This is a genomic window from Pseudomonas sp. R1-7 (genome assembly GCF_051132105.1).
Classification (GTDB): Bacteria; Pseudomonadota; Gammaproteobacteria; order Pseudomonadales; family Pseudomonadaceae; genus Aquipseudomonas.
In genome coordinates this window covers 2,599,533-2,623,872 of sequence record NZ_CP071661.1, presented here as the reverse complement: position 1 = coordinate 2,623,872, position 24,340 = coordinate 2,599,533, and the positions used below count along the sequence as shown (strand labels likewise).

Genomic DNA, 24,340 nt, shown 5'->3' with positions numbered 1-24,340 from the left:
ACATGCGTATCGCAATCATTGGCAGCGGCATCTCGGGACTGACCTGCGCCTACCTGTTGTCCCGCCAGCATCAGGTGACCCTGTTCGAAGCCGACGGCAGGATCGGCGGCCATACCCATACCGTGGATGTCGATTGGCAGGGCCGGCGCTACGGCGTGGACACCGGTTTCATCGTGTACAACGACTGGACCTACCCGAACTTCATTCGCCTGTTGGATCAGCTGGGCGTGGCCTCGCGCCCGACGGAAATGAGTTTTTCGGTGCACGACCCGGTGTCCGGCCAGGAATACAAAGGCCACACCCTGGGCAGCCTGTTCGCCCGCCGGCGCAACCTTTTATCGCCAGGTTTCTGGGGGATGCTGCGGGACATTCTCAGGTTCAATCGCGAAGCGACCGCCGACTTGCAGGCGCAACGCATCGATGCCACGACCCGGCTGGGTGATTACCTGCGCGAGCGGCGCTACGGCCAACGCTTCATCGACCATTACATCGTGCCGATGGGCTCGGCGATCTGGTCGATGTCACCCGCAGGGATGCTGGAATTCCCCCTGCAGTTCTTTGTGCGGTTCTGCCATAACCATGGCCTGTTGTCGGTCAACCAGCGTCCGCAATGGCGAGTGCTCGAAGGCGGTTCTCGCGCCTACATCGAGCCGCTGTGCGCACGCTTTCGCCAACGCATTCATCTTGATTGCCCGGTGCAGCGGGTCAGCCGGGACACCGACGGGGTGACCGTACACAGCCATCGTGGCCCGGAGCGATTCGACAAGGTGGTATTCGCCTGTCACAGCGACCAGGCCCTGGCCCTGCTCGACACGCCAAGCGTCGATGAAGAGCAAGTGCTCGGCGCCTTGGCCTACGCCCACAACGAGGTGCTGCTGCACACCGACACCCGCTTGTTGCCGCAACGCCAAAAAGCCTGGGCGAGCTGGAACTATCGGCTTGGCGGCCCGCCGCAGGCACCTGCCGCGCTGACCTACAACATGAACATCCTCCAGGGGTTCGATGCACCGGTGACGTTCTGCGTGAGCCTGAACCAAAGCGAGTCGGTGGACCCGGCCAAAGTCCTCGCTCGCTTCGACTACGCCCACCCGCAATACAGCCTCGCCGGGATTGCCGCCCAGGCTCGGCAAAATGACCTGCAAGGACAGCAGCACAGCTATTTCTGCGGCGCGTATTGGGCCAACGGTTTCCATGAAGATGGCGTGGTCAGCGCGCTCACCGTGGCGGAGCATTTCGGAGAAGCGCTTTGAACAGCAGCGTGTGCCATGGCTGGATCGATCATCGACGCCATACGCCGCGCGTCCACGGGTTCCGGTATCCGATCGGTATGCTCTACCTGGACCTCGCCGAGCAGGCGCAGATGCTGGGCCTGTCACGCTTGCTGCGGCCATGGCGCCTGGCGCCGCTGTGCTGGCGTGAGCGTGACTACCTGCCGGCCCTCACCCACGCGGGCATCCCGCTGATGCAAGCGGTGCGGGAGATCGTCGGGCAGGCACTGGGCTGCGCTCCTCAAGGCGCAATCCACCTGCTGACCCAGCCGCGCAGTTGGGGCCTGTCCTTCAATCCGGTGAGTTTCTATTTCTGCCACGAAACCGACGGGCGCCTGGCGGCGATTCTCTGTGAAGTGCGCAACACGCCCTGGCGTGAGCGCCACCATTACGTGCTGCCAGTAACCCCCGGCGAGCCGCACCTGTTCCAGGTCGCCAAGTCGTTCCATGTCTCGCCGTTCCTGCCACCGGACATGGACTACCGCATGCGCTTTCTCATCCAGGATTCGCACATCCGTGTGCGCATGGAGAACTGGCGCGCCGGCCACAAGGTGTTCGATGCGGACCTTTCACTGCAGCGTCGTCCCCTCGACGCGCCGGCACTGCGTCGCCATGTGCTGGCATTTCCATGGATGAGCTTGCGCACCGTGAGCGCCATCTATTGGCAGGCCCTGCGCCTGCTCTTCAAACGCACGCCCCTGCACGATCATCAAGCCAGCGATGGCGACCTGACTGTCGGCGAAACCGCCCATAAGGATCCAGACCATGTCCGAACCCACCCTGAGCGTCACTAAGGCCACCACGGGCTGTCCGTTGAGCGGTGGCCTGTTCAAACAGGCCGTGCTCGCGCAATTGCGCCGACTGCGTCACGGTCACCTGCGCCTGGTGCTCGATGGCGAGCCGTTGAGCTTTGGCGACGTGGCCAGCCCCCTGGTGGCCGAGGTCGAGATACTGGACGGCGCAGTCTGGGGCATGGTCGCCGGCAATGGTTCGATCGGTGCCGGCGAGGCTTACATCCACGGCTACTGGCGCAGCAATGACCTTACCGCCGTCACTCGTCTGTTCGTCGCCAACCTGACAGTGCTCGACGCAATGGACAGCGGCCTGGCTCGCCTGGGCCGGCCATTGCTGCGCGGTCTGCACTGGTTCAATCGCAACAGCCGCAAGGGCTCGCGGCGCAACATCATGGCCCATTACGACTTGGGCAATGAGCTGTTCGAACGCTTGCTCGACCCGACGATGATGTATTCGGCGGCCATGTTCGAACACCCCGAACAAAGCCTCGAAGATGCCCAGGTCAACAAGCTCGAACGCATCTGCCAGAAGCTCGACTTGCGACCCGGCGACCACCTGCTGGAGATCGGCACCGGTTGGGGCAGCCTGGCCATCCATGCCGCCACCCATTACGGCTGCAAAGTCACCACCACGACGCTTTCCCAAGAGCAGTTCGCGCACACGTGCCGGCGTGTCGAGGCGTTGGGCCTGGGACAACGCATCGAGGTGCTGTGCCAGGATTACCGCGACCTGCAGGGACGCTTCGATAAACTGGTATCCATCGAGATGATCGAAGCGGTCGGCCATCGCTACCTGCCCGAGTATTTCCGCCGCTGCGCCGCGCTGCTCAAGGACGACGGCCTGATGCTGATCCAGGCCATCACCATCCGCGACCAGCGTTACGATCAGGCCCGGCGTTCGGTGGATTTCATCCAGCGCCACATCTTTCCCGGTGGGGCGCTGCCATCACTGTCGATGCTGCTCAAGACCGCCAGTGTCCAGACGCCACTTAACTTGCTGCACCTGGAAGATTTCGGCGCGCACTACGCCCGCACGCTGCGCCACTGGCACGACAACTTCCGGCAGTCGCGCCAGGCCCTGCTGGAGTTGGGTTATGACGAGACGTTCCAACGCCTTTGGGAATTTTACTTGTGCTACTGCGAGGGCGGATTCCAAGAGCGTGCCATTGGCGTCGCGCAACTGCTGTTCGCCGCACCCGAAGCCCGCCCTGCTCCGTTGCTGGAGCAACGTCAAACATGATCAGTCGCACCGCGCTGATCGCCAATGCGCTCTGGCTGCAATTGGGCTGGTGGGCGTGTGTGCTCGGCGCGCACCAGCCGGCATGGCTCGCAGCCGTGGTGGTCGGGTTGCTGGTCCACCTGCTCTGGTGCCCCGACCCGAAGGCCGAGCGCCTGGCGGTGCTGCGTGTCGGGGCGAGCGGCATGTTGTTGGATTGGAGCCTTGGCGTCCTGGGCCTGTTCGACTTCGGTGAAACCCCGCTGCCGCTGTGGCTGGCGCTGCTTTGGCTGGTTTTCGCCAGCGGGCTGCGCCACAGCCTGGCATGGGCAGGAAAAAAACTTTGGCTCGGCGCGCTCGCGGGCGCGGTCGGCGGTCCGCTCGCCTATTGCGCTGGCGCCCCACTGGCAGGTGTTTCATTGCCGCTGGGGACGCTCGGCACCGCGCTGGTGCTGGCGCCGCTATGGGCGATAGGGCTGCCGCTGGCGGTGCGCCTGGCCGACGCCCACTGAATCAAGCATCGCCCTGTCTACCAAGGCTCATCGAGGAAAAGCGGCAGGCGCAACGGCTCGATCGCCCCTTCACGCTGACCGCACATCTCGTCGTGGACAACTTGTTGAACCAGCGTGCATGGCAAGCGCGGCACATCACGCAACAGCTCCCGAAGATGCGTCGTGGAGCGTACTCGAAACGAGCGTCCCGACTCGTCAAGCAATGTGCGCACCTCCCGGTCCAATCGGACTTGCAGCAGGTAGATGCCGCCTTCCAGCGACAGTAATTCCAACTCGACTATCCGCCCTTCGACCGCCAGTTGAAGCAACTCCTTCAACGTCATGGCAGGTCCCCTGCCTGGCGGCGGAAGAACAGCGTCACTTGTCCCAATTCGATGCCGGCCTTGCTCATGCTGGAGCGGTTGATCAGCGTGTCCTCGTCCATCAGGTACATCCAGTCGTCAAACGTCACCTCGTACGTGGAATCGTCCACCTGCAGGTTCAATCGATAGCGCCAGCGCAATGCATTGCCCGCCACCTCCCCCTGCGCCTCGCCAATCACATCGTCGGCGCGGCCGCTCCAAAGCCCCTCGCCGGTAGGCGTCAATGTCCAGACCCGACGCTGCCGGCTGCCGTCGCTGTAGAGAAAGCGCTCGTCGAGAATCAGCCGATCACCCTCGCGGCGGCTGGAAATATCCACTTCGAAACGCTTGATGACTTCGCCCGAGCGCTTCTGATAGATGCCCCAGGCCTTGACGGGTTTGCTGAAGAAACGCGCCAGGTCGAGTCGCGGTTGCTGGTCGGCATAGCGGTCAACGTTCACGTTGCCGCAGCTGGTCAGGCCGATCGCCAACATCAAGATGGCCAGCAGACGGATCATGGCGTGCTCCTTTTTGCGTTTGACGTATCGAGCCCCAGCAGTCGCTGGCGCAGCTCGGGATGGCGGGTACGGGGATCGAGCCAGATCGAGAAGAAGCGCCGGGCGAACAGCTCGTCGGTAATTTCGTGGGACAGGCGCCCGTCGACATAAAAGCGGCAGCCCTGACCGGGCATGTACACACCGGTGATTCGAGTGCCCGGTTGCACGTCGACAAAGGCGCGACCCATTTGCGCTCCCCAGGCTTGCAGGCGCCCAGCGTCAAGCACCGTGCCGTTGACGCGCTGCATTTCCTCGAGGCTGGTTTCAACCAGATCCTGCTTGCTGATACGCCGTCGATAATCGAGCTCAAGGGCAAAAGGCGTGTCCAGGCTCGGCTTGGACACGGTGCTCCAGAGCCGCGCTTGGTAGACCTCGAACCCGTACCAGCGAAAATCTGCTTCGCCGATCAGATTCGCTTCGGGCATGGCCTCGCGCCAATCAGAGAAGGCATGACCGGCGTACAGCGCCAGCGCGAGGCACACGGCACTCATCAAGCGATGGCGGGCGACGATGGATCTGTGCATGGGCAAGCAACCGGTTTCCGTAGGCAAACCGATAATTGTACAAGATCTGACTTTTGTACAGCTTTTACAGACAAAAGCGACGGAGGTTTCCTAGACGCTTTCCGGAACATCCACTTGCAGCGCCACCACCCGCCTCGCCACCGGCCCAGCCGACGGGGCTGTCGCAGCTTCGACCAGGGCATCGACGGCTTCTTCGGCCAGGACAGCCACCGGATGGGAAAGTACCGCCTGCACCAGCCCGGTCTTCAACGCATCGCGGGTCAGCGGTGTGAGGTCGTGGCACACCACCACGGGCAGGCGAAGCTGCTGTTCCTGAAGGTTGCCCAGGGCGCGCAGTACCCCGGCGATGCCGCCGCCGGCCACATAAAGCCCCGCCAGCTCGGGCTCCGCCGTCAGCAGGTCGAGGGTATTGCCATAGGCAAACTCGTCGTCTTCCAGGGTCAGGCGCGAGGCGAGCAGCTCCCATTCGCTGGAGTGCTCCGCCAGGTAGCTGCGAAAGCTCAGCTCGCACAACTCCTGGCACTGGAAACGCTGGCTGCTGAGCATGACCACCGCTGGCCCGGGTTGCCTGGCGAGGCGGCTGATGAACCAGCCGGCGGTGCGGCCCGTGAGGCGATTGTCCAGGCCGGCGTAACCGGTACCGGCGGCGCTGGACAGCTCCGATAGCAACGCCACCACCGATATGCCTGTCTGGCGCAATTGGGCCACCGCCTCGCGCACTTTGGGATGATCGACGGCCACTACGCCCATGCCGTCCACCTGATCGCGCAGGGCCAGGATGCGTTGCGCCACGTTGATCGGATCAAGGTCGTCCAAGTAACCGATGACCACGCGAATGCGCGCTCGTGTGCAGGTCGCGGCAGCGTTTGACAGGGCATGGGCGAGCCCCTGATAGAACGGCACCCCGCTTTTCTGCAACAGGAACCCCAACCGCAGGGTGGGACGGTCGTTGAGCAGGCGCTGCTCGATCACACCCCTGGCATGGAAGCCCAGACGCTCGGCGGCCGCGGCAATGCGCTGGGCGGTGTCGGCGCGCACGTCGGCCCGCAGGTTCAGCACTCGGTCGACTGTCGACAGGCTCACGCCGGCTTCCCGGGCGACGTCGGCCATGGTGGGGCGCAGTTTTCGGCGGGTCGGCTCTGACATGTTTTGACATCTCATTCCAAATTGATGAAGGGTTTTGACACATTAAGCCGCCACTGCATAGTGCCCTTCGCACCGACGCACTAGCATCAGCTCCAGCCCATAACAACAAGAGCCGGAGTGCTTCCATGGCGATCCACCTGAGTACCGCGCCCTGCTGCTGGGGCGTCGATGACGTCAATAACCCTGACTTGCCACCCTGGCGCCAGGTGCTCGGCGAAGCCGCCGCCGCAGGTTATCGGGGCGTTGAGCTGGGTCCCTACGGCTATTTGCCGCTGGACACACAGATCCTCAATCCAGCGCTGAAAGAGCACGGCCTGCACATCGTCGCGGGAACGATATTCGATGACTTGGTCAGCCCGGCCAATCTGCCGCAGTTGCTGCGCCAAACCCACGCCATCTGCGGTTTGCTCCAGCAGCTACCGCCGTTGGGGGCGCAATCGGGACAACGCTTCGGCGGTCCCTACCTGGTGATCATCGATTGGGGTCACGATGAGCGCGACTACGCGGCGGGCCACTCGGACCGTGCACCACGCCTGGACGACGCACGCTGGAATGCAATGATGACGCACATCCGCGCCCTCGCTGCCCTCGCCTGGGACACCTATGGCATTCGCGCCGTCATTCATCCCCACGCCGGGGGCTACATCGAATTCGCCGATGAGTTGGCGCGGCTGGTGGATGACATTCCCCACGAAGTCGCCGGGTTGTGCCTGGACACCGGGCACCTCTATTACGCAGGCATGGACCCGCTCGCCTCGCTGCGTACCTACGCCCAGCGGTTGGATTATCTGCACTTCAAGGACATCGACCCGGCAGTCTTCGACCAGGTGTCGACCGAGCACATCCGCTTCTTCGCCGCCTGCGCCCGGGGCGTGATGTGCCCGATCGGGCGCGGTGTCATCGATTACCCGGCCCTGCATGGCCTCCTGCTTGAGCTGGGCTACCAGGGTTGCATCACCGTCGAACAGGAACGCGACCCGCGCAATACCTCCACCAGCCTGGACGACGTGGCGGCCAGCCGTGCCTATCTCTCGCGCATCGGTTTTCAAGGGCAAAAGGAATCCTCATGATCAATGGCAGTAATCTCCTTGCACGGCCCCTCCGCTGGGCCATGGTCGGCGGCGGGGAACACAGCCAGATCGGCTATATCCACCGCTCGGCCGCCTTGCGTGATCGCCACTTCGAACTGGTTGCCGGCGCGCTGGATATCGACCCCGAGCGTGGCCGCGCCTTTGGCCAACAGTTGGGTATCGACCCGGCGCGCTGTTACCCGGACTACCTGAGCTTGTTCGAGCTGGAAGCACAACGGCCCGATGGCATCGAGGCGGTGTCGATCGCCACCCCCAACGGCACGCACTACGCCATCACCCGCGCGGCCCTGGAAGCCGGCTTGCACGTGGTTTGCGAGAAACCCCTGTGCTTCTCCCTCGAAGAGGCCGAGGCGTTGGGAACCCTGGCCCGGGCCAAGGACCGTATTATCGGCCTGACCTACGGCTACGCCGGGCACCAGATGATCGAACAGGCGCGGGCAATGATTGCGGCTCGGGAACTGGGCGAGATTCGCATGGTGCACATGCAGTTCGCCCACGGCTTCCATAGCGCCCCGGTAGAGACCCGGAACCCGGCGGCACAGTGGCGCGTCGATCCGCGCCACGCCGGGCCCAGTTATGTATTGGGGGATGTCGGTACCCATCCGCTTTACCTGTCCAAGGTCATGTTGCCCGAGCTGAAGATCAAGCGACTGATGTGCAGCCGACAGAGCTTCGTCGCCAGCCGTGCGCCGCTGGAGGACAACGCCTACACCTTGATGGAATACGAAGGCGGCGCGATGGGCATGGTCTGGTCCAGCGCGGTGAACGCCGGTTCCATGCACGGCCAGAAAATCCGCGTGATCGGATCCCGGGCGAGCCTGGAATGGTGGGATGAACGCCCCAATCAGCTCAGTTTTGAAATCCAGGGCCAACCCGCGCAGACCCTCGAGCGCGGCATGGGCTATCTGCACCACGGCGCCTTGCTGGACGACCGCATCGGTGGCGGCCACCCCGAAGGGTTGTTCGAGGCCTGGTCCAATCTCTACCGCCGCTTTGCCCTCGCCATGGACGCCGCCAACCGTGGCGACGCCGAAGCGCGTGCCACGCTGCGCTATCCCGACATCGACGCCGGCGTGGACGGCGTGCGCTGGGTCGAGCGCTGCGTGGAATCGGCTAACAACGATTCAACCTGGATCGCCTACTAACCCGCTGCCAGAGAATTCCTGTGGCGAGGGAGCTTGCTCCCGCTGGGGCGCGAAGCGGCCCCTTTTTTGGGACTGCTGCGCAGTCCAGCGGGAGCAAGCTCCCTCGCCACGGTCATGAACGTTCCCCAAGGAGAACAACAATGAAAATCGCCCTCGATCCCTACATGCACCGTCACCTGAGCCTGCCGGACCTGTGCCGCAAGACCGCCGAGCTCGGCTACGAATACCTGGAGCTGTCGCCCCGGGAAGACTTCCTGCCTTGGTGGGTTCGCCCGCGTGCCCACAAGGACCGCATCGGCGAATTCAAGAAAGCCCTGCGCGACCATGGCCTGCAACTGGCTTCGCTGTTGCCGATGTACCGCTGGGCCAGTCCCCACGAGGACGAACGCCGGGCGGCGGTGAACTATTGGAAGGAAGCGATCCAGGTGGCCGTGGAGATGGGATGCACGACGATGAATTCGGAGTTCGGCCGCGGGCCGTCGCCGGATCGCGGGCACAAGGTCAGTTGCTGTGGCGGCCTGCATAGCCATGAGTCGAGCGAAGCGGCCTGGTGGCGATCAATGGAGGAGCTGGTACCAATCCTGGAGTCCGAGGGCGTCACATTGAACGTCGAGCCGCACCCGGAGGACTGGTGCGAGACGCTGCACCCAGCCCTGGACATGCTCAAGACCGTCGGCTCGGACAACGTCAAGTTCCTGTATTGCGCGCCCCACACGTTCTACTTCGGCGACGACATGCAAGCCATGATCGCCGAAGCCGGGTCGATGATTGCCCATGTGCACATCGCCGACACCTACAACCACAAGGCGTCCTCCGGCCTGCGCTACATCGTCAACCCACCCGGGGCGAAAGTAACGGTGCACCAGCACATGGACATGCACCAGGGCGAGATCGACTGGGACCAGTTCTTCGGCGCGCTGGCCAAGACCGGCTTCGACGGCATCGTCACCGCGTGCGTGTTCGGCTGGGAGGAACGGGCCGACGAATCCGGACGCTTCATGCGCCAGGAGATCCAGGCCTACGTCGACAAATACTTCAGGTAACGCCTGCCTGTCACGGCAGCAACGGCACTATCCGCGGCTCGATTACCTGTTCGCCGATTTCCAGCAACGCCAGCGTCACCGGCAGCTTGAACCGCCGCCGGCCGGCGCTGCCGGGGTTGAGGTAGAGCCGCTCGCCCCGCCACTCGATCAGCGGTTTGTGGGAATGGCCGGTGATCACCAGCCTGACATCAGGATCGAGCGTCGCCGGCACATCGGCGATGTCATGGACCAGCAGCACCGGCCATCCACCGAGGTCGAATTGCAGGCAATCGGCGAGCTGTCTCGCCCAATCATCAGCCAGATCATTGTTTCCCCGCACCACGTACAGCTCACCGATGGCTGCCAGGGCTTCCAGGACCTCGGGGCTGCCAATATCACCGGCATGAATGATCCGCTCACAGCCTTGCAGTGCATCCAATGCTTCGGGACGCAGCAAACCGTGGGTATCGGAAATGACGCCAACTTTCATGAACCTTCCCCTTGCGCCGTGTGTCGTCGGCTGTATATGCCTCGTCGCAGTTAGCTAACCTGCTGAAATCGAATAGGATAGGCTGCGCGCTGCAAGCGCACGGACCCGTCGTGTAGAAGGATATGCCAATGCTCGGACGCAAACAGCCAGAGCCTGGAACTCAAAGCAGTGATGAAGCCTTTTCCCCGCAAGCCGCGAGAGCCGGGGCAGCGTTTCGGTTGACCGTGAGCTTCATGCTGGTGGTGATTCTGGCGTTCCTGGCGGTCGAAGGCTGGCGGACATGGCGTGACTATCGTGCGGCGTTCGCGTCTGCCCGAGATTCGGTGACCAACCTGGCACGGGCAACCGCCCAACACGCCGAAGACACTATTCGACAAGTCGACGTTGTCACCGCCGCCCTCGCCGAACGCGTGGAAGGCGATGGCCTGCAGAACATGGACATCCCGCGCATCCATAAACTGCTGGTCCAGCAGGCCGCGATCATGCCGCAGTTGCACGGGCTGTTCATCTACGGCCCGGACGGCCGATGGCTCGCGACCGACAAGGAAGTGATCCCGGAAATGGCGAACAATGCCGACCGCGATTACTTCCAGTACCACCGTACCCACGCGGATCGAGGCGTTCGCATCGGCGATGTCGTCCAGAGCCGATCCACCAACGACCTGATCATTCCCATTTCCCGTCGTTTGAACAATCCCGATGGCTCGTTCGCCGGGGTGATGCTCGGAACGGTCAAGGTCAGTTATTTCGTCGATTACTACGGCGACTTCAAGATTGACGGCAAAGGCGCGCTGGTCCTGGCCAAGCGCAGTGGCACGATCCTGGTGCGCCGGCCCTTCGTCGCTTCCGTGATCGGCAAGAGCTTGGTCAACAGTGTGATCTTCCGGGAGCATTTGCCCACCTCCAATCAGGGCGTCGCCGAAGCCCGGGCGGTTATCGACGACACCGAGCGCCTATATGGCTATCGGGCGCTGACGACGTACCCGCTGGTGGTGGAAACCGGCCTGTCCCGGGAATCGATCGTCGCCCCCTGGCGCCGCGACCTGCTCAAGACCAGCCTGGTGCTGGTGTTCCTGATCGCGATCCTGGTGGGTTTCGGGCTCATCGTCTTGAGCCAGCTGCGCTACCGCATGACCATGGAACAGCAAATCCGCAGCGCCCACCAGGCCATGCGGGACATGGCCCTGACCGACAGCCTGACCGGCCTGGGCAACCGTCGACGGCTGGACATCGCCCTGGCTGATGAGCTGCGCCTGGCCAAGCGCCACGGCTCTTCCCTGGCCCTGATCATGCTCGACGTCGATTACTTCAAGCGCTTCAACGACAAGTACGGTCATGCCGCCGGTGACGAATGCCTGCGGGCGATTGCCGGGGCGATCGGCCAGACGATCAAGCGCCCGGGAGACCTGGCGGTGCGCTACGGCGGTGAAGAGTTCACCGTGTTGCTGCCCAACACCAACAGCCCAGGGGCCGCCAAGGTCGCGCAGCAGATCCTCGAAGCCGTCAGGGCCTTGAACATCGAACATGGCGATCATCCCCTGGGCATCGTCACCATCAGCGCGGGCATCACCACCTGCCAGCCGAGCAGCGAGGACGCGAGCCCCGCCATGCTGATCAAGGCCGCCGACGCGTTCCTGTACCTGGCGAAGAACACCGGGCGCAACCGCTGGTGCAGCGCCGGTGCCTCCCAGGGCTGACCGCATATCGGTTCATTTCACCCGACGCAGGCTTGTACAGGTGCCGATCCGGCGCCTGGCGGCTACAATGCGCGCTTCGACCGTGACCAGCCTGACTAAAAAAACATGTCCTTGCCTAAACATCATCTGGAATTGCTCAGCCCCGCCCGCGACGTGACCATCGCCCGCGAGGCCATCCTGCATGGCGCCGACGCCGTGTACATCGGAGGCCCGAGTTTCGGCGCGCGTCACAACGCCTGCAACGAGGTGAGCGATATCGCCCAGTTGGTGGAGTTCGCCCATCGCTACCACGCCAGGGTGTTCACCACGATCAACACGATCCTGCACGACAACGAGCTGGAGCCGGCCCGCCAGTTGATCCACCAGCTCTACGACGCCGGCGTCGATGCGCTGATCGTCCAGGACCTGGGCGTGATGGAGCTGGACATCCCGCCGATCGAGCTGCACGCCAGCACCCAGACCGACATTCGCACCCTCGCCCGAGCCAAATTCCTCGACCAGGCCGGTTTCTCGCAACTGGTCTTGGCCCGTGAGCTGAACCTGCAGGAAATCCGCGCCATCGCCGATGAGACCGACGCGGCCATCGAATTCTTCATCCACGGTGCGTTGTGCGTGGCGTTTTCCGGGCAGTGCAACATCTCCCATGCGCAAAACGGCCGCAGCGCCAACCGTGGCGACTGCTCCCAGGCCTGCCGCCTGCCCTACACCCTGAAGGATGATCAGGGCCGGGTAGTCGCCTACGAAAAGCACCTGTTGTCGATGAAGGACAACAACCAGAGCGCCAACATCCGCGCCTTGGTGGAAGCTGGCGTGCGCTCGTTCAAGATCGAGGGTCGCTACAAGGATGCGGCCTATGTGAAGAACATCACCGCCTACTACCGTCAGCGCCTGGACGATGTTCTCGAAGACCGCCCGGACCTGGCCCGCGCCTCCAGCGGCCGCATCGCGCATTTCTTCGTCCCCGACCCGGACAAGACCTTCCATCGTGGCAGCACCGACTACTTCGTCAGCGAGCGCAAGATCGACATCGGCGCCTTCGATTCCCCGACGTTCACCGGCGTGCCAGTGGGCGTGGTAGAGAAAGTCGGCAAGCGCGACCTGCAAGTAGTGACCTCTGACCCGCTGTCCAACGGCGATGGCCTCAACGTGCTGGTCAAGCGCGAAGTGGTGGGCTTTCGCGCCAACATCGCCGAACCCAAGGGCGAGTTCCTCGATGACGAAGGCCAGAAGCGCTATCGCTACCGCGTCGAGCCCAACGAAATGCCGGCCGGCATGTACCAGTTGCGGCCCAACCATCCGCTGAGCCGCAACCTCGATCACAACTGGCAGCAGGCGTTGCTCAAGACTTCCGCCGAACGTCGCGTGGGCCTGGCCTGGGTCGCACAGTTGCGCGAAGAGCGCCTGGAACTGACCGCCACCAGCGAAGAAGGCATCAGCGCCAGCGTGGCCCTCGACGGTCCCTTCGGCCTGGCGAACAAGCCGGCGCAAGCGCTGGAGCAATTGCAGGACCTGCTCGGCCAACTGGGCACCACCGAGTATCACGCCACGTCGATCAAGCTGGACGCGCCCCAGGCGTATTTCATTCCCAACTCCCAGCTCAAAGCGCTGCGCCGCGAGGTGATCGAAGCCCTGACCATGGCGCGCGTCGCGGCGCACCCACGGGGCGGTCGCAAGGCCGAGACCACGCCGCCGCCGGTGTACCCGGAATCGCACCTGTCGTTCCTGGCCAACGTCTACAACCAGAAGGCCCGCGACTTCTACCATCGCCACGGCGTCAAGCTGATCGATGCGGCGTTCGAGGCCCACGAGGAAACCGGCGAAGTGCCGGTGATGATCACCAAGCATTGCCTGCGCTTCTCGTTCAACCTCTGCCCCAAGCAGGCCAAGGGCGTCACTGGCGTGCGCACCAAGGTTGCGCCGATGCAGTTGATCCACGGCGATGAAGTGCTGACCTTGAAGTTCGACTGCAAACCCTGCGAAATGCACGTGGTCGGCAAGATCAAGGGGCACATCCTTGACCTGCCGTTGCCGGGCAGCACGGCTCAGCCCGTGGTGGGGCATATCAGTCCCGAAGATCTGCTCAAGACGATTCCGCGCGGGACGCATTGAGTCCAGTCACCACCGAACCCTGTGGGAGCGAGCAAGCTCGCTCCCACAGGGGATTTTTCATTTCTGCGCCGTTTGCGCTTTTAGGGGCGACATATTCCGTTCAAAGGACTCCCCCAACCCGCGTTCATGATGCTAGGTTGTAAGTGATTGTTTCATGAAACGACACTTTTCCTCAGCAAAGGAATGCCACCCACCATGAACTTCCCGTTCAAGCGTCTTGCTATTGCTACCCTCGTCCTGTCCACCCTCTCGTCCTTCCCGATATCCGCCAGCGCCAACATCACCGCGCAACAAAGCGCAGATTTCGTCAAGACCTTCGCCGACACCTCGGTCAGCGACTTCCGGCGATTCCTGGCAAGCGTCGCCAAGAGCGACCTCGCCAAGACCGCCAACCTGGGCCCGGCCATCAACGCTTTCCAGGACAACAAAACCCTGTCCGCCGAGCAGCAGAACGAAATCCATCGGCTGCTGGGCATTTACGCCCGCGTGAAGTACGGCAAGGCAGCCACCGAGACCTTGCGCCAATTGGTGGAGATCCCGACCTATTGCAAGGACGGCGTAGCCCAGCATGAGAACCCCGAATTCCTGAAGATCGCCGACAAGATCAAAAGCCTGGCCAAAGACTTCAACCTGAACTTTCGCAACATCGACAACCGCGTCTACGAGATTTCCCTCGAAGGCAGTGGTGACGAAGTCGTGGGCATTCACGCCCACGCCGACGTGGTGCCGGTGACGCCGGAAAATTGGGTGCTCAAGGACGGCACCAAGCTCGATCCGTTCAAGGTCACGCTGGTGGGCGATCGCATGTACGGTCGAGGCACCGAGGATGACAAGAACGGCATCGTCGTGGCGCTCTACGCCATGAAGATCATCAAAGAAGAAAAACTGCCGTTGGCGCGCCATTTCAAGCTGCTGGTCGATACCACCGAAGAAACCACCGGCGACGCCATTCCCTACTATTTCGAGCGCAACCCTACACCCAATTACAACTTGGCGCTGGACGGCAGCTACCCGGTGGTGATCGCCGAGAAAGGCTATGGCACGGTCATGGCGAACTTCCCTCGGCGCGCGGGCCAGGGCAAAGGCGCCGAAATTACCGGCCTGACGGGCGGCATGGCGACCAACCAGATCCCGTCGACCTCAGTGGCAAGCTTTGCGACAGACAGCCCCGCCGATCTGGCCGCCAGCTTGCTCAAGGCTGGCTCCGACTACGCCAAGGCCAATGGTGGAGACTTTGAAGTAAAAAGCGAGGTGGCCGACAAAACGGTCAAGCTGACCTTCACCGGCGTTTCCGCCCACTCCTCCGAGCCCGAGTCAGGCGTCAACCCAGTCGCCAGGATGCTCGACTTCATCAACGGCCTGGACGGCAAGGTCGCGCTCAAGCACAACCACATCACTGATGCCGCCCGCTACGCCACTGACAACTGGGGCCTGGATTACCTGGGCAAGAAACTGGGCATCGGCTATTCCGACGCATTCATGGGCCCGCTGACCGCCTCGCTGACCTACGTCGGGATGGATGACAAGACCTTCAAGCTCGCCGTGAACCTGCGGGTGCCCGTGGGCAAGCCGACTGAAACGCTGAAGACCGAGATCAACGGCAAGCTTGCCGCCTGGGCCAAGGAATCCAAGGTCGCGGTGGCCTTCGATAATTCGATCGACGAACCGATGTACCGCAACCCCGAAGGCGAATGGGTCAAGGCCTTGTTGGCCGTCGCCACCGAGAACCTGGGCATGGAGCACAAGTTCGGTACGTCCGCTGGTGCCACGTCGGTCCACGACTTGCCCAACGGCGTACAGTTCGGCCTGGCCATGCCCGACGTCAAGTACACCGGTCATAACGACAACGAGTTCAAGACTGTCGAGCAGTTCCTGCTGGACCTGCAAGTCGTGACCGAGATGATGGGACGGATCGGGCAATTGCCGAAGCTCTAACGCGCGTAATCAGCCTTGTAGTGAGGCGAACTTGATCTTTGTGGCGAGGGAGCTTGCTCCCGCTCGGTTGCGCAGCGACCGCAAGATTTTCAGGTCTGCTTCGCAGCCCAGCGGGAGCAAGCTCCCTCGCCACAGGGTTATTTTCATCCCTTCAGAGGGACGGCGGTTTCTTCCCCGGTCTTGTCCGTCACATCCACCACGTCTATTCCCCAGTCCCCATGCAGATACCAATCCTCGCCGATCATCTCCGCCGGGTGCATCGTGCGGTCGGCGCCGTTGCCGCAGGCCAGCGCGGTCGACGCGCAGTAACGATCGCACCCCCAGCAAATGCGCTCGGGATGTTTGGGACTGATGGGAAAGGGCTTTGCCATGACGACCCCGCCTGTCGATGGATGTACCCCACCCTAGCGCGTCGGCGCGCGCCATCCCTTGATTGCGGTCAATAACTGCGGCGCGGGCAAAATTCGCGCTGAAAATTGACAAGAATCATTATTATTCGCAGCGAAGCTTTCTAGACTCGGCGCCATCACTTAGCCAACCAGGAAGTCACCATGCGCACACTCACTCCCCTGTCTCTCGCCCTGTTGTGTCTCGCGCCGCTCGCCCAGGCCAAGGAATACCCCATCGGCGAACCGCAGATGTGCCCGGGGCTTGAAGTCGGCGCGGTGTACCTGCAACCGATCGAAATGGCCCCCGCCGGCATGATGCGCGCCACGGCTGACTCCGACGTGCACCTGGAGGCCGACATTCGCGCCACGGCGGACAACCAGCAAGGGTTCCAGGAAGGGAGCTTCGTGCCCTACCTCAACGTCTCGTTCCGGTTGAAGAAGCAAGGCAACGACACCGAACTCAAGGGCGATTTCCACGCCATGGTCGCCAACGACGGACCGCACTACGGCGATAACGTAAAGCTACTCGGCCCTGGCAAATACCAACTGACCTTCACTGTCCTGCCGCCTGGCGGCCATGCCTCCCTGGGTCGTCATACCGACAAGGAAACCGGCGTGGCGCCATGGTTCGAGCGCTGCGAACTGCGCTACGAATTCGTCTACGCCGGCATCGGTAAAAAAGGCGGGTACTGAACATGAGCCGCCGATGCATCTGGCTGATCCTCGCCGGCCTGTTGCTGCCATCCATCGCCCAGGCCGAACTGCTGACTTATGAGCTGAGCATGCGTGACGGGCAGTTCGCTCCGCCGCTGCTGGAAGTGCCGGCCGGCCAGCGTTTCAAGATCGTGTTGAAGAACATTGGCCAGGGTCCGGCGGAATTCGAAAGCACGCCGCTGCGGGTCGAAAAGGTCCTGTCCCCCGGCGTGACCAGCTTCGTGGTGATCCATCCGTTGCGTCCCGGCCATTACCCATTCTTCGATGAATTCAACCCGCAATTGCCGGAGGGCGGCATTCTCGCCCGCTAATCGTCCAGAAGGTGTTTGCATGACGCAATCGATGTTCATTGTCTGGCGCGAAAGCGTCGAGGCGTTGTTGGTGATCGGCATCCTCCAGGCGTGGGTCAGCCGCCAGCAACAGGCCGATCGACTGCTGCGCTACGTTTGGGGTGGCGCGGTCCTGGGCCTGCTGCTGTCGGGCGTGTTGGCCGGTCTGATCCTGTTGGCCGGCGACGCCATGAGCGGCGCTGCCAATGAGTGGTTCCAGGCTTCGTTGGCGTTGGTCGCCAGCCTGCTGATCGTGCAGATGGTCGGCTGGATGCATCGCAATGCCGGCACGCTCAGGCATGACCTGACCTCTCAGGCTGACCGACGCCTGGGACGCCAGGGCGGCATGGGCCTGTTGGTGCTGGCGCTGCTTGCCGTCAGCCGCGAAGGCAGCGAAACCGTGGTCTTTCTCTATGGCGCGGGTGCCCGGCTGCAAGGCCCTTCACTGGGGTTGTTCGCAGTCGGCGCGGTGGCCGGCCTGGTGTTGTCGCTGCTGACCGTTTCCCTGCTCCACGGCAGCCGGCGGTTCATATCCTGGCCGCATTTTTTCGCCATCAGCGAAGCGATCCTGTTGTTGTTGGGGTCGGCATTACTGGTCAGCGGCGTCGAGCGGATCGGCGGGCAACTCTTGGCGATGGATTGGCCCGAGGCGGTCTATCGCGCCATTGGCGATGCGCTGTGGGACAGCAGCGCGGTGTTGGCTGACGGGCAAGGCCTTGGTGGGTTCCTTGCGGATTTCGCCGGGTATCGAGCCAGCCCTAGCCTGCTGACGCTGCTGGTGTGGCTCGGCTATTGGCTGGTCGTCGCCGGTTGGTTGCGGCCACGCAAGGCGGAACACCTGCCATGCCCGACCTGAACGCGGCGCTCCAGCGCCTCGGCGATGGCATGCGCCGCCACGGCGCCGCCATTCGCGCCGTACAGTGGGCGGTGGTGCTGTTCTACGCCGTGTTGCTCGTAGTGCCGGCGATGTTGCCATTGCCCGACAGCCAGGCACGGTTGATGGACAACCTGACAGTGTTCGCACAGTTTCTGTTCTGGGGTATCTGGTGGCCGTTCGTGTTGCTGTCGATCGTCCTGTTCGGCCGGCTCTGGTGTGGCGTGCTGTGCCCCGAAGGCGCCCTCAGCGAATGGGCCAGTCGATACGGCTGGGGCCTCGGCGTGCCACGGGGATTGCGCTGGGCCGGCTGGCCGACCCTGGCGTTCTGCCTGACCACCCTCTACGGCCAGTTGATCAGCGTCTACGATTATGCCCAGGCGGCGCTGCTGATCCTCGGTGGCTCGACTGTCGCGGCGATCATCGTGGGCCTGTTGTTCAGTCGGGGCAAGCGAGTCTGGTGCCGTTATCTGTGTCCGGTCAGCGGCGTCTTCGCCCTGCTCGCCCGCTTGGCGCCTGTGCACTTTCGAGTCGACGAACAACGTTGGCTGGAAAATTCCGCCCCCCGGCGCCCGCCGCCCAACTGCGCGCCCTTGCTCGACATCCGCCGAATGCGCGGCGCCGCCGATTGTCATGCCTGCGGCCGTTGCAGCGGCCAGCGCGACGCGGTGCGGCTGATCGCTCGCTCCAGCAACCAGGAGATCCTCGCCGCCACCCCGACCACCGTCTCGCCCTGGGACGTGCGTTTGTTGCTGTTCGGGGTCATTGGCCTGGCGATGGGGGCGTTCCAATGGACCGTCAGCCCTTGGTTCATTGCCTTGAAACAAGGGCTGGCCCAATGGCTGGTATCCCGCGATATGGCCTGGCCGCTGATGGACAACGCGCCATGGTGGTTACTGACGCACTATCCGCAGCTCAACGACAGTTTCAGTTGGCTGGACGGTTTTTGTATCGTTATCTATCTGGGGATGAGTGCGTTGCTGATGGGCACCGCGTTGATGCTCCTGATGCGCCTGGCAGCGAGATTCACGGGTGATGCCGCACAATATTGGCCCTTAGCCATCACCCTGGTGCCCCTCGGCGGTGCAGGGTTGTTCCTGGGCTTGTCGGCCACCACGGTCAAGCTGTTGCGCTACGAAGGGTTGCTGCTGGATTGGGTGCAGCCAGCCCGGGCGCTGCTGCTGGTCGCGGCCATCGGCTGGAGTTTGCTGCTGGGTTGGAAAAGGCTCGGCCGCAACGGCACGGTGACGATCCGGCAGATGCCCGCCATGACCTGCCTGGTCCTGGCGAGCGGCTTGGTGGGCTATGGCTGGTGGTTGCAGTTCTGGGGGTGGTGAGGCATCAAACCTTGAACCGCGCCACCGTCTCATGCAGCGACCCCGCCATCTGCGCCAGATCCTGGCCGGCGGTGTCGGTATGGCGCGCGCCGAGCAACACTTGTTCGGACAGGTTGCGGATGCCCACCAGGTTGCGGTCCACCTCGCGGGCCACCAGCGCTTGTTGTTCCGTAGCGCTGGCGATCATCAGGTTGCGTTCGTTGATCTGCGAGATCGAACGGGCGATTTCATCCAACGCGTCTCCCGAACGTTGGGCCACTTGCAGCGTGGTCCGCACCCGTTCGCTGTTGCCTTGCATCGCGGTCAGGGCCTGCTCGCTGTCCTGACGGATATTGCCGATCATGTCTTCGACTTCCCGGGTCGAATCCTGCGTGCGATGGGCCAGGGCCCGCACTTCATCGGCCACCACCGCAAACCCGCGTCCGGCATCCCCGGCGCGGGCCGCTTCGATGGCCGCGTTGAGCGCCAGCAGGTTGGTCTGTTCGGCAATGCTGCGGATGACGTCCAGCACCGAGCTGATGTCCTGGACACGCCCGGCCAGTTGCTGGATGCGCCCCGAAGTATCGGTCACGCCGTCGGCCAAGGCATGGATCGACGCCACGGTTTCCTGGACTTGCTCACGGCCGCGCTGGGCAGTTTGCTCCGACAGTCGCGAGGCTTCGCTGGTGCTCACGGCGTTGCGCGCCACCTCATCCACCGCCGCGGTCATCTGGTTCACCGCCGCCGCGGCCTGTTCGATTTCCTGGCCTTGCAACTGCAGGGTGCTGTTGGTCTGGCTGCTCACCGCACTCAATTCTTCGGAGGAACTCGCGACCCGATCCACCGACGCCGCGATCTGCCGAACCATGGTGTTCAGGCTCTGTTGCATCTCGTGCATGCTGCCCATGACGCTGTCGTTCGCACCGACGCCCACCGGCACCCGGATTGTCAGGTCGCCCCGGGCAATGTGGCCCAGCACCCGCGCCGCATCATTGGGCTCGCCGCCCAGCGGTCGGGTCACGCTGCGGGTCACCAGCAGCGCGACGGTGCTCACCACGGCCAGGCACGCCAGCACCAACGCGAGCATGTTGCGTCGCGCCTCGCTGTAGCGCGCCTGGGCCAGCTGTTCGCGTTCGACGAATATCCTGCCCTGCAAGGCCATCATCGCCTCCAGGCTTTTGTACACCTCAAACTCGGCCGGGATCACGCCTTGCTTGAGCTGCGTCATCGCCTCGTCCGTCGCGCCCTGGCGGATCAGCGCCTGCACCTGGACGAACGCGGCCACGTAGGCCTCGCGGCGCTTCTTCAACTCGGCGTAGGCAGCCTTGCCCTCGGGCTGGTCGAACAGCGGTTCGAGCGTCGCGAAAGCCTGGGTGATGCGCTGGCGGGTGGTGTCGATGGATTGCTGGACCTGCGCGTTGTTCTTGTCGATCAACAGGTCCCGGGTGTTCCTCGCGTTATCGCGCACGCCCGTGGCAATCACCATGATGGGGTCGATCTTCGGCCAATCCCGCTGGACGATCTGTACCGCCTGGTCGCGCAGCATCGCCAAGTCGTTCAAGGCGTACAGCGCCAGGGCAATCAACGCCAAGGGCGCGATGGCGAAACCGAAAACGATACGTTGGGCAGTGGTAAGTCTGGTCATGTCAAATGCTCCCTGTTCAACTACCTGCCGACTGGCAGCGCATTTGAAAACCATTGGAAAAAGTTGTGGCCCGTGGATCCCGGGCCACTGTCGATGAAGGGTTCCCGCGGTCGCTCAACTGCGTAATACGAACGAGGGGAACAACTCGCGCATCGCGGCCCACAGCTCAGGCTGCAAGGCGTGTGCCGAAACGCTGGAAAGGTGGGGATCGAGCATCCGTGCGGTGCGCACCAGTTGCACGGCAAAACGACTGACGCCCCGCTCGCTCAAGCGCCGGGCCAGGGCCAGCAGTCGGTCGGGGTCGAACAGATGCCAATGCACGGTGGTGCGGCATTCATAGTCCACGCCGCTGTCCAGCAGATAATCGAGGCTGCGCCAGTTCGCCGCGCCGCTGCCTTCGACCCGGGTCACGTCCAGGGCATCTTCGGGCAGGGCCTTGACGTCGAAGCCGACCCAATCGGCCAGCCCGACCACTTTGGCGAAGGCCGGCGGCTTGATGCCGGCGCTATGCAGGCCGATGCGAAAGCCCATCTGCCGCACCTCCTCCATGGCCGCGGCCAGGCCGTCCTGCAAGGTCGGTTCGCCACCGCTGAACACCACGGCATCGAGCAAGTCCTGGCGACGTTGCAGGAACGCCAAAACCCGGCACCAATCCACTTCCTCGCTGCCGCGCGGCGGGATCAGTTGCGGGTTATGGCAATAGCGACAGCGCCAGGCGCAGCCCTGGCAGAACAGGACGCAGGCCAATTGGCCGGGATAATCGAGGGTGGTCAGGGGCACCATGCCCCCGACCCGTAGCACTCGACTCATGGACGCCCGGCCGCGCGTTCGGTGAAGTGCAGCCGCTCGCGATGCTCGGACTGCTTGCCTGGGTTGAAGGCTGCCACTGGACGGTGGTAGCCCATGACTCGGGTCCAGACTTCGCAACGTTGACGCTGCGCCTGTGGAAGCGTTTGTACTGTGCTCATGGATAAAGCTCCTTGCGGTCGATGGATCGGATCAGTGAACGCTGCCTTGGTGCTGCTGTTGCAGCAGCAAGGCTTCGTCGCACTTCGGACAGAACTCATGTTCGCCGGCCAGGTAGCCGTGCACCGGGCAGATGGAGAACGTCGGCGTAATGGTCAGGTACGGCAGGCGGAAACGCCCCAAGGCCTTACGTACCAGTTGCTTGCAGGCCTGCGTGGAAGAAATCTGCTCGGCCATGTACAGGTGCAACACGGTGCCGCCGGTGTACTTGCATTGCAGTTCGTCTTGCAGCTCCAGGGCTTCGAACGGATCCTCGGTAAAACCCACCGGCAGCTGCGAAGAATTGGTGTAGTAAGGCGCGACCGGGCTGCCGGCCTGCAGGATGTCGGGATAGCGCTTGAGGTCTTCCTTGGCGAAGCGATACGTGGTGCCTTCGGCGGGCGTGGCTTCGAGGTTGTAGAGGTGGCCGGTTTCTTCCTGGAAACGCAGCAGCGTGGCCCGCACATGGTCCAGCAACTTCAGGGCGAAGGCCCGGCCCTGCTCGGTGTGCAAGCCCTCCTGGTCCTCGGTGAAATTGCGCAGCATTTCGTGCAGGCCGTTCACACCGATGGTGGAGAAGTGATTGCGCAAAGTGCCGAGGTAGCGCTTGGTGTATGGGTACAAGCCGGCGTCCATGTGGTGCTGGATCACCTTGCGCTTGACCTCCAGGCTCTCCTTCGCCAGTTCCATCAAGGTATCGATGCGTTGCAGCAGCCCGCTGGTGTTGCCTTTGTACAGGTAGCCCAGGCGCGCGCAGTTGATCGTCACCACGCCCAGGGAACCGGTCTGTTCCGCCGAACCGAACAGGCCGCCGCCGCGCTTGAGCAGCTCACGCACGTCCAGTTGCAAGCGGCAGCACATCGACCGCACCTGGTTGGGTTGCATGTCCGAGTTGAGGAAGTTCTGGAAATACGGCAGGCCGTAGCGAGCCGTCATCTCGAACAAGCGGTCGGCGTTTTCGCTGTCCCAGGGAAAATCGTGGGTGATGTTGTAGGTCGGAATCGGGAAGGTGAACACCCTGCCCTTCGCATCGCCGGCCTGCATCACCTCGATGTAGGCCCGGTTGATCAACTCCATTTCCGCTTGCAGGTCACCGTAGGCGAACGGCATTTCTTCACCGCCGATCACCGGGATCTGTTCCCGCAGATCCTGGGGGCAGACCCAGTCGAAGGTGAGGTTGGTGAACGGCGTTTGCGTGCCCCAGCGCGACGGCACGTTGAGGTTGTAGATGAACTCCTGCAGCGACTGGCGGATGTCGTCGTAGCTGAGGTTGTCCTTGCGCACGTAGGGCGCCAGGTAGGTGTCGAACGAACTGAAGGCCTGGGCGCCGGCCCATTCGTTTTGCAAGGTGCCGAGGAAATTCACCATCTGCCCCAGGGCACTGCTCAAATGCTTGGGCGGGCCGGCCTCGACCCGTCCCGGCACGCCGTTGAGGCCTTCATGCAACAACGTGCGCAAAGACCAACCGGCGCAGTAGCCGGCGAGCATGTCCAGGTCGTGGATGTGCAGGTCTGCCTCGCGGTGCGCCTCGCCGATGGCCTGGCTGTAGACTTCGTCGAGCCAGTAGTTGGCGGTGACCTTGCCCGACACGTTGAGGATCAACCCGCCAAGGGAATACCCCTGGTTGGCGTTGGCCTGCACGCGCCAGTCTTCTCGGTCCAGGTATTCGTTCATCGACGTGGCGACTTCCACCAGCGTGCGGCGATCGCGACGCAGGCGTCCGTGCTGTTCGCGGTAGACAATGTAGGCGCGCATGGACAGGAAATAGCCGGCATCCATCAGCACCCGCTCGACCCGGTCCTGGATCTGCTCGACGTTTAGCCGCGTCTGTCCTTCCAACCGCGCCAATACTGCCTTGAGCAGTTCTTCGGCATCGGCTTCGGCGTATTCACCGGTGGCTCTGCCGGCGGCGATCAACGCCTGGCGGATCTTGTCCGCGTCAAAGGCCACGACGCTGCCATCGCGCTTGTGCAAGCGGTTGCAGCCTTTTGAGATCAACGTGCTCTGCATTTTGGCTCCAGATACTACATATAGGTGTTTTTAGTTTCTAAGACACAATATGCAGTGGAGGATACGTTCCAAGAGATGGCTTGAAATTGACTGATGTCAAGAAGGGACGATGAACTGGAAAGCTATTTCACCAACGCTAAATCCCGTGGCGAGGGAGCTTGCTCCCGCTGGCCTGCGAAGCAGGCCCAAAAAGGCAGGCGACTGCTGCGCA

Annotated in this window: 24 protein-coding genes; 14 read left to right on the top strand and 10 right to left on the bottom strand. The window is 62.9% G+C overall.

Going from position 1 to position 24,340, the window contains the following annotated elements; genetic code table 11:
* The first annotated feature begins 2 nt into the window (after positions 1-2).
* The 4 genes from J3P79_RS11870 to J3P79_RS11855 are packed head-to-tail and all read left to right on the top strand — an operon-like array spanning position 3 to position 3,790.
* Positions 3-1,250 (top strand): NAD(P)/FAD-dependent oxidoreductase, encoded by a 1,248-nt coding sequence (locus J3P79_RS11870; protein ID WP_434610727.1) that lies wholly within the window; start codon positions 3-5, stop codon positions 1,248-1,250.
* A complete protein-coding gene (locus J3P79_RS11865; RefSeq protein ID WP_434610726.1) occupies positions 1,247-2,062 on the top strand; it encodes a DUF1365 domain-containing protein in 816 nt (271 codons plus the stop codon). Before J3P79_RS11870 ends, J3P79_RS11865 begins: the two co-directional genes overlap by 4 nt.
* Positions 2,034-3,302 (top strand): class I SAM-dependent methyltransferase, encoded by a 1,269-nt coding sequence (locus J3P79_RS11860; RefSeq protein ID WP_434610724.1) that lies wholly within the window; start codon positions 2,034-2,036, stop codon positions 3,300-3,302. Before J3P79_RS11865 ends, J3P79_RS11860 begins: the two co-directional genes overlap by 29 nt.
* On the top strand, positions 3,299-3,790 hold the full coding sequence (locus J3P79_RS11855; protein ID WP_434610721.1) for a DUF2878 domain-containing protein: 492 nt from the start codon (positions 3,299-3,301) through the stop codon (positions 3,788-3,790). The genes J3P79_RS11860 and J3P79_RS11855 overlap by 4 nt, the downstream gene beginning before the upstream one ends.
* A 17-nt stretch (positions 3,791-3,807) precedes the next feature.
* On the opposite strand, the gene J3P79_RS11850 is transcribed toward J3P79_RS11855, so the two are convergent.
* From J3P79_RS11850 to J3P79_RS11835, 4 genes are all read right to left on the bottom strand, one after another.
* A complete protein-coding gene (locus J3P79_RS11850; protein ID WP_434610718.1) occupies positions 3,808-4,113 on the bottom strand; it encodes a DUF6482 family protein in 306 nt (101 codons plus the stop codon).
* The gene (locus tag J3P79_RS11845; RefSeq protein ID WP_434610715.1) at positions 4,110-4,649 is read right to left on the bottom strand and encodes a DUF3833 domain-containing protein; all 540 of its coding nucleotides are present in this window, start codon (positions 4,647-4,649) and stop codon (positions 4,110-4,112) included. Before J3P79_RS11845 ends, J3P79_RS11850 begins: the two co-directional genes overlap by 4 nt.
* Complete coding sequence (locus J3P79_RS11840) at positions 4,646-5,212, bottom strand: chalcone isomerase family protein (protein ID WP_434610712.1); 567 nt, start codon at positions 5,210-5,212, stop codon at positions 4,646-4,648. Before J3P79_RS11840 ends, J3P79_RS11845 begins: the two co-directional genes overlap by 4 nt.
* Before the next feature lie 90 nt (positions 5,213-5,302).
* Complete coding sequence (locus J3P79_RS11835; RefSeq protein ID WP_434610709.1) at positions 5,303-6,358, bottom strand: LacI family DNA-binding transcriptional regulator; 1,056 nt, start codon at positions 6,356-6,358, stop codon at positions 5,303-5,305.
* 125 nt (positions 6,359-6,483) lie between these two features.
* Here J3P79_RS11835 and J3P79_RS11830 point away from each other — a divergent pair, with 125 nt between their 5' ends.
* The 3 genes from J3P79_RS11830 (at position 6,484) to J3P79_RS11820 (ending at position 9,637) form a co-directional block, all read left to right on the top strand.
* Positions 6,484-7,428: a TIM barrel protein gene (locus tag J3P79_RS11830; RefSeq protein WP_434610706.1), complete on the top strand. Its 945-nt coding sequence runs from the start codon at positions 6,484-6,486 to the stop codon at positions 7,426-7,428.
* A complete protein-coding gene (locus J3P79_RS11825) occupies positions 7,425-8,594 on the top strand; it encodes a Gfo/Idh/MocA family protein (protein ID WP_434610703.1) in 1,170 nt (389 codons plus the stop codon). The genes J3P79_RS11830 and J3P79_RS11825 overlap by 4 nt, the downstream gene beginning before the upstream one ends.
* Before the next feature lie 140 nt (positions 8,595-8,734).
* Positions 8,735-9,637, top strand: coding sequence for a sugar phosphate isomerase/epimerase family protein (locus J3P79_RS11820; protein WP_434610701.1), 903 nt, complete (start codon positions 8,735-8,737; stop codon positions 9,635-9,637).
* 10 nt (positions 9,638-9,647) lie between these two features.
* Here the strand turns inward: J3P79_RS11820 and J3P79_RS11815 are convergent, their stop codons facing one another.
* Complete coding sequence (locus J3P79_RS11815) at positions 9,648-10,106, bottom strand: metallophosphoesterase family protein (protein ID WP_434610700.1); 459 nt, start codon at positions 10,104-10,106, stop codon at positions 9,648-9,650.
* Positions 10,107-10,234: 128 nt separating this feature from the next.
* Between J3P79_RS11815 and J3P79_RS11810 the strand changes: the two genes are divergently transcribed.
* From J3P79_RS11810 to J3P79_RS11800, 3 genes are all read left to right on the top strand, one after another.
* On the top strand, positions 10,235-11,803 hold the full coding sequence (locus J3P79_RS11810; protein ID WP_434610699.1) for a sensor domain-containing diguanylate cyclase: 1,569 nt from the start codon (positions 10,235-10,237) through the stop codon (positions 11,801-11,803).
* 105 nt (positions 11,804-11,908) lie between these two features.
* Positions 11,909-13,912 (top strand): peptidase U32 family protein, encoded by a 2,004-nt coding sequence (locus J3P79_RS11805; protein ID WP_434610697.1) that lies wholly within the window; start codon positions 11,909-11,911, stop codon positions 13,910-13,912.
* Between the two features lie 195 nt (positions 13,913-14,107).
* Positions 14,108-15,847 (top strand): dipeptidase, encoded by a 1,740-nt coding sequence (locus J3P79_RS11800; RefSeq protein ID WP_434610694.1) that lies wholly within the window; start codon positions 14,108-14,110, stop codon positions 15,845-15,847.
* Between the two features lie 143 nt (positions 15,848-15,990).
* On the opposite strand, the gene J3P79_RS11795 is transcribed toward J3P79_RS11800, so the two are convergent.
* Positions 15,991-16,218, bottom strand: coding sequence for a DUF3079 domain-containing protein (locus J3P79_RS11795; protein WP_039591094.1), 228 nt, complete (start codon positions 16,216-16,218; stop codon positions 15,991-15,993).
* Positions 16,219-16,398: 180 nt separating this feature from the next.
* On the opposite strand from J3P79_RS11795, the gene J3P79_RS11790 reads away from it, so the two are divergent.
* The 4 genes from J3P79_RS11790 to J3P79_RS11775 are packed head-to-tail and all read left to right on the top strand — an operon-like array spanning position 16,399 to position 19,490.
* Complete coding sequence (locus J3P79_RS11790; RefSeq protein ID WP_434610691.1) at positions 16,399-16,929, top strand: iron transporter; 531 nt, start codon at positions 16,399-16,401, stop codon at positions 16,927-16,929.
* A 2-nt stretch (positions 16,930-16,931) separates the two neighbouring features.
* Positions 16,932-17,261 carry a cupredoxin domain-containing protein gene (locus J3P79_RS11785; protein ID WP_434610688.1) on the top strand — a complete coding sequence of 110 codons (330 nt, stop codon included), beginning with the start codon at positions 16,932-16,934 and terminating at the stop codon, positions 17,259-17,261.
* Between the two features lie 19 nt (positions 17,262-17,280).
* A complete protein-coding gene (locus J3P79_RS11780) occupies positions 17,281-18,135 on the top strand; it encodes an FTR1 family iron permease (RefSeq protein WP_434610685.1) in 855 nt (284 codons plus the stop codon).
* Positions 18,123-19,490 (top strand): 4Fe-4S binding protein, encoded by a 1,368-nt coding sequence (locus tag J3P79_RS11775; RefSeq protein ID WP_434610683.1) that lies wholly within the window; start codon positions 18,123-18,125, stop codon positions 19,488-19,490. The genes J3P79_RS11780 and J3P79_RS11775 overlap by 13 nt, the downstream gene beginning before the upstream one ends.
* Positions 19,491-19,494: 4 nt before the next feature.
* Here the strand turns inward: J3P79_RS11775 and J3P79_RS11770 are convergent, their stop codons facing one another.
* The 4 genes from J3P79_RS11770 to J3P79_RS11755 form a co-directional block, all read right to left on the bottom strand.
* Positions 19,495-21,114, bottom strand: coding sequence for a methyl-accepting chemotaxis protein (locus J3P79_RS11770; protein WP_434610682.1), 1,620 nt, complete (start codon positions 21,112-21,114; stop codon positions 19,495-19,497).
* 114 nt (positions 21,115-21,228) lie between these two features.
* Entirely contained in the window at positions 21,229-21,924 is a 696-nt protein-coding gene (locus tag J3P79_RS11765) for an anaerobic ribonucleoside-triphosphate reductase activating protein (RefSeq protein WP_434610679.1), read from the bottom strand.
* Positions 21,921-22,082, bottom strand: a complete 162-nt coding sequence (gene nrdD / locus J3P79_RS11760) for an anaerobic ribonucleoside-triphosphate reductase (RefSeq protein ID WP_434610676.1) — start codon at positions 22,080-22,082, stop codon at positions 21,921-21,923. The genes J3P79_RS11765 and nrdD overlap by 4 nt, the downstream gene beginning before the upstream one ends.
* A 31-nt stretch (positions 22,083-22,113) precedes the next feature.
* Positions 22,114-24,129 carry a ribonucleoside triphosphate reductase gene (locus J3P79_RS11755; RefSeq protein ID WP_434610673.1) on the bottom strand — a complete coding sequence of 672 codons (2,016 nt, stop codon included), beginning with the start codon at positions 24,127-24,129 and terminating at the stop codon, positions 22,114-22,116.
* Positions 24,130-24,340 lie beyond the last annotated feature (211 nt).

Coding starts and splice junctions, on each gene's coding strand:
- J3P79_RS11870 (WP_434610727.1), top strand. CDS start 3: ATGCGTATCGCAATCATTGGCAGCGGCATCTCGGGACTGACCTGCGCC.
- J3P79_RS11860 (WP_434610724.1), top strand. CDS start 2,034: ATGTCCGAACCCACCCTGAGCGTCACTAAGGCCACCACGGGCTGTCCG.
- J3P79_RS11855 (WP_434610721.1), top strand. CDS start 3,299: ATGATCAGTCGCACCGCGCTGATCGCCAATGCGCTCTGGCTGCAATTG.
- J3P79_RS11850 (WP_434610718.1), bottom strand. CDS start 4,113: ATGACGTTGAAGGAGTTGCTTCAACTGGCGGTCGAAGGGCGGATAGTC.
- J3P79_RS11845 (WP_434610715.1), bottom strand. CDS start 4,649: ATGATCCGTCTGCTGGCCATCTTGATGTTGGCGATCGGCCTGACCAGC.
- J3P79_RS11840 (WP_434610712.1), bottom strand. CDS start 5,212: ATGCACAGATCCATCGTCGCCCGCCATCGCTTGATGAGTGCCGTGTGC.
- J3P79_RS11835 (WP_434610709.1), bottom strand. CDS start 6,358: ATGTCAGAGCCGACCCGCCGAAAACTGCGCCCCACCATGGCCGACGTC.
- J3P79_RS11830 (WP_434610706.1), top strand. CDS start 6,484: ATGGCGATCCACCTGAGTACCGCGCCCTGCTGCTGGGGCGTCGATGAC.
- J3P79_RS11825 (WP_434610703.1), top strand. CDS start 7,425: ATGATCAATGGCAGTAATCTCCTTGCACGGCCCCTCCGCTGGGCCATG.
- J3P79_RS11820 (WP_434610701.1), top strand. CDS start 8,735: ATGAAAATCGCCCTCGATCCCTACATGCACCGTCACCTGAGCCTGCCG.
- J3P79_RS11815 (WP_434610700.1), bottom strand. CDS start 10,106: ATGAAAGTTGGCGTCATTTCCGATACCCACGGTTTGCTGCGTCCCGAA.
- J3P79_RS11810 (WP_434610699.1), top strand. CDS start 10,235: ATGCTCGGACGCAAACAGCCAGAGCCTGGAACTCAAAGCAGTGATGAA.
- J3P79_RS11805 (WP_434610697.1), top strand. CDS start 11,909: ATGTCCTTGCCTAAACATCATCTGGAATTGCTCAGCCCCGCCCGCGAC.
- J3P79_RS11800 (WP_434610694.1), top strand. CDS start 14,108: ATGAACTTCCCGTTCAAGCGTCTTGCTATTGCTACCCTCGTCCTGTCC.
- J3P79_RS11795 (WP_039591094.1), bottom strand. CDS start 16,218: ATGGCAAAGCCCTTTCCCATCAGTCCCAAACATCCCGAGCGCATTTGC.
- J3P79_RS11790 (WP_434610691.1), top strand. CDS start 16,399: ATGCGCACACTCACTCCCCTGTCTCTCGCCCTGTTGTGTCTCGCGCCG.
- J3P79_RS11785 (WP_434610688.1), top strand. CDS start 16,932: ATGAGCCGCCGATGCATCTGGCTGATCCTCGCCGGCCTGTTGCTGCCA.
- J3P79_RS11780 (WP_434610685.1), top strand. CDS start 17,281: ATGACGCAATCGATGTTCATTGTCTGGCGCGAAAGCGTCGAGGCGTTG.
- J3P79_RS11775 (WP_434610683.1), top strand. CDS start 18,123: ATGCCCGACCTGAACGCGGCGCTCCAGCGCCTCGGCGATGGCATGCGC.
- J3P79_RS11770 (WP_434610682.1), bottom strand. CDS start 21,114: ATGACCAGACTTACCACTGCCCAACGTATCGTTTTCGGTTTCGCCATC.
- J3P79_RS11765 (WP_434610679.1), bottom strand. CDS start 21,924: ATGAGTCGAGTGCTACGGGTCGGGGGCATGGTGCCCCTGACCACCCTC.
- nrdD (WP_434610676.1), bottom strand. CDS start 22,082: ATGAGCACAGTACAAACGCTTCCACAGGCGCAGCGTCAACGTTGCGAA.
- J3P79_RS11755 (WP_434610673.1), bottom strand. CDS start 24,129: ATGCAGAGCACGTTGATCTCAAAAGGCTGCAACCGCTTGCACAAGCGC.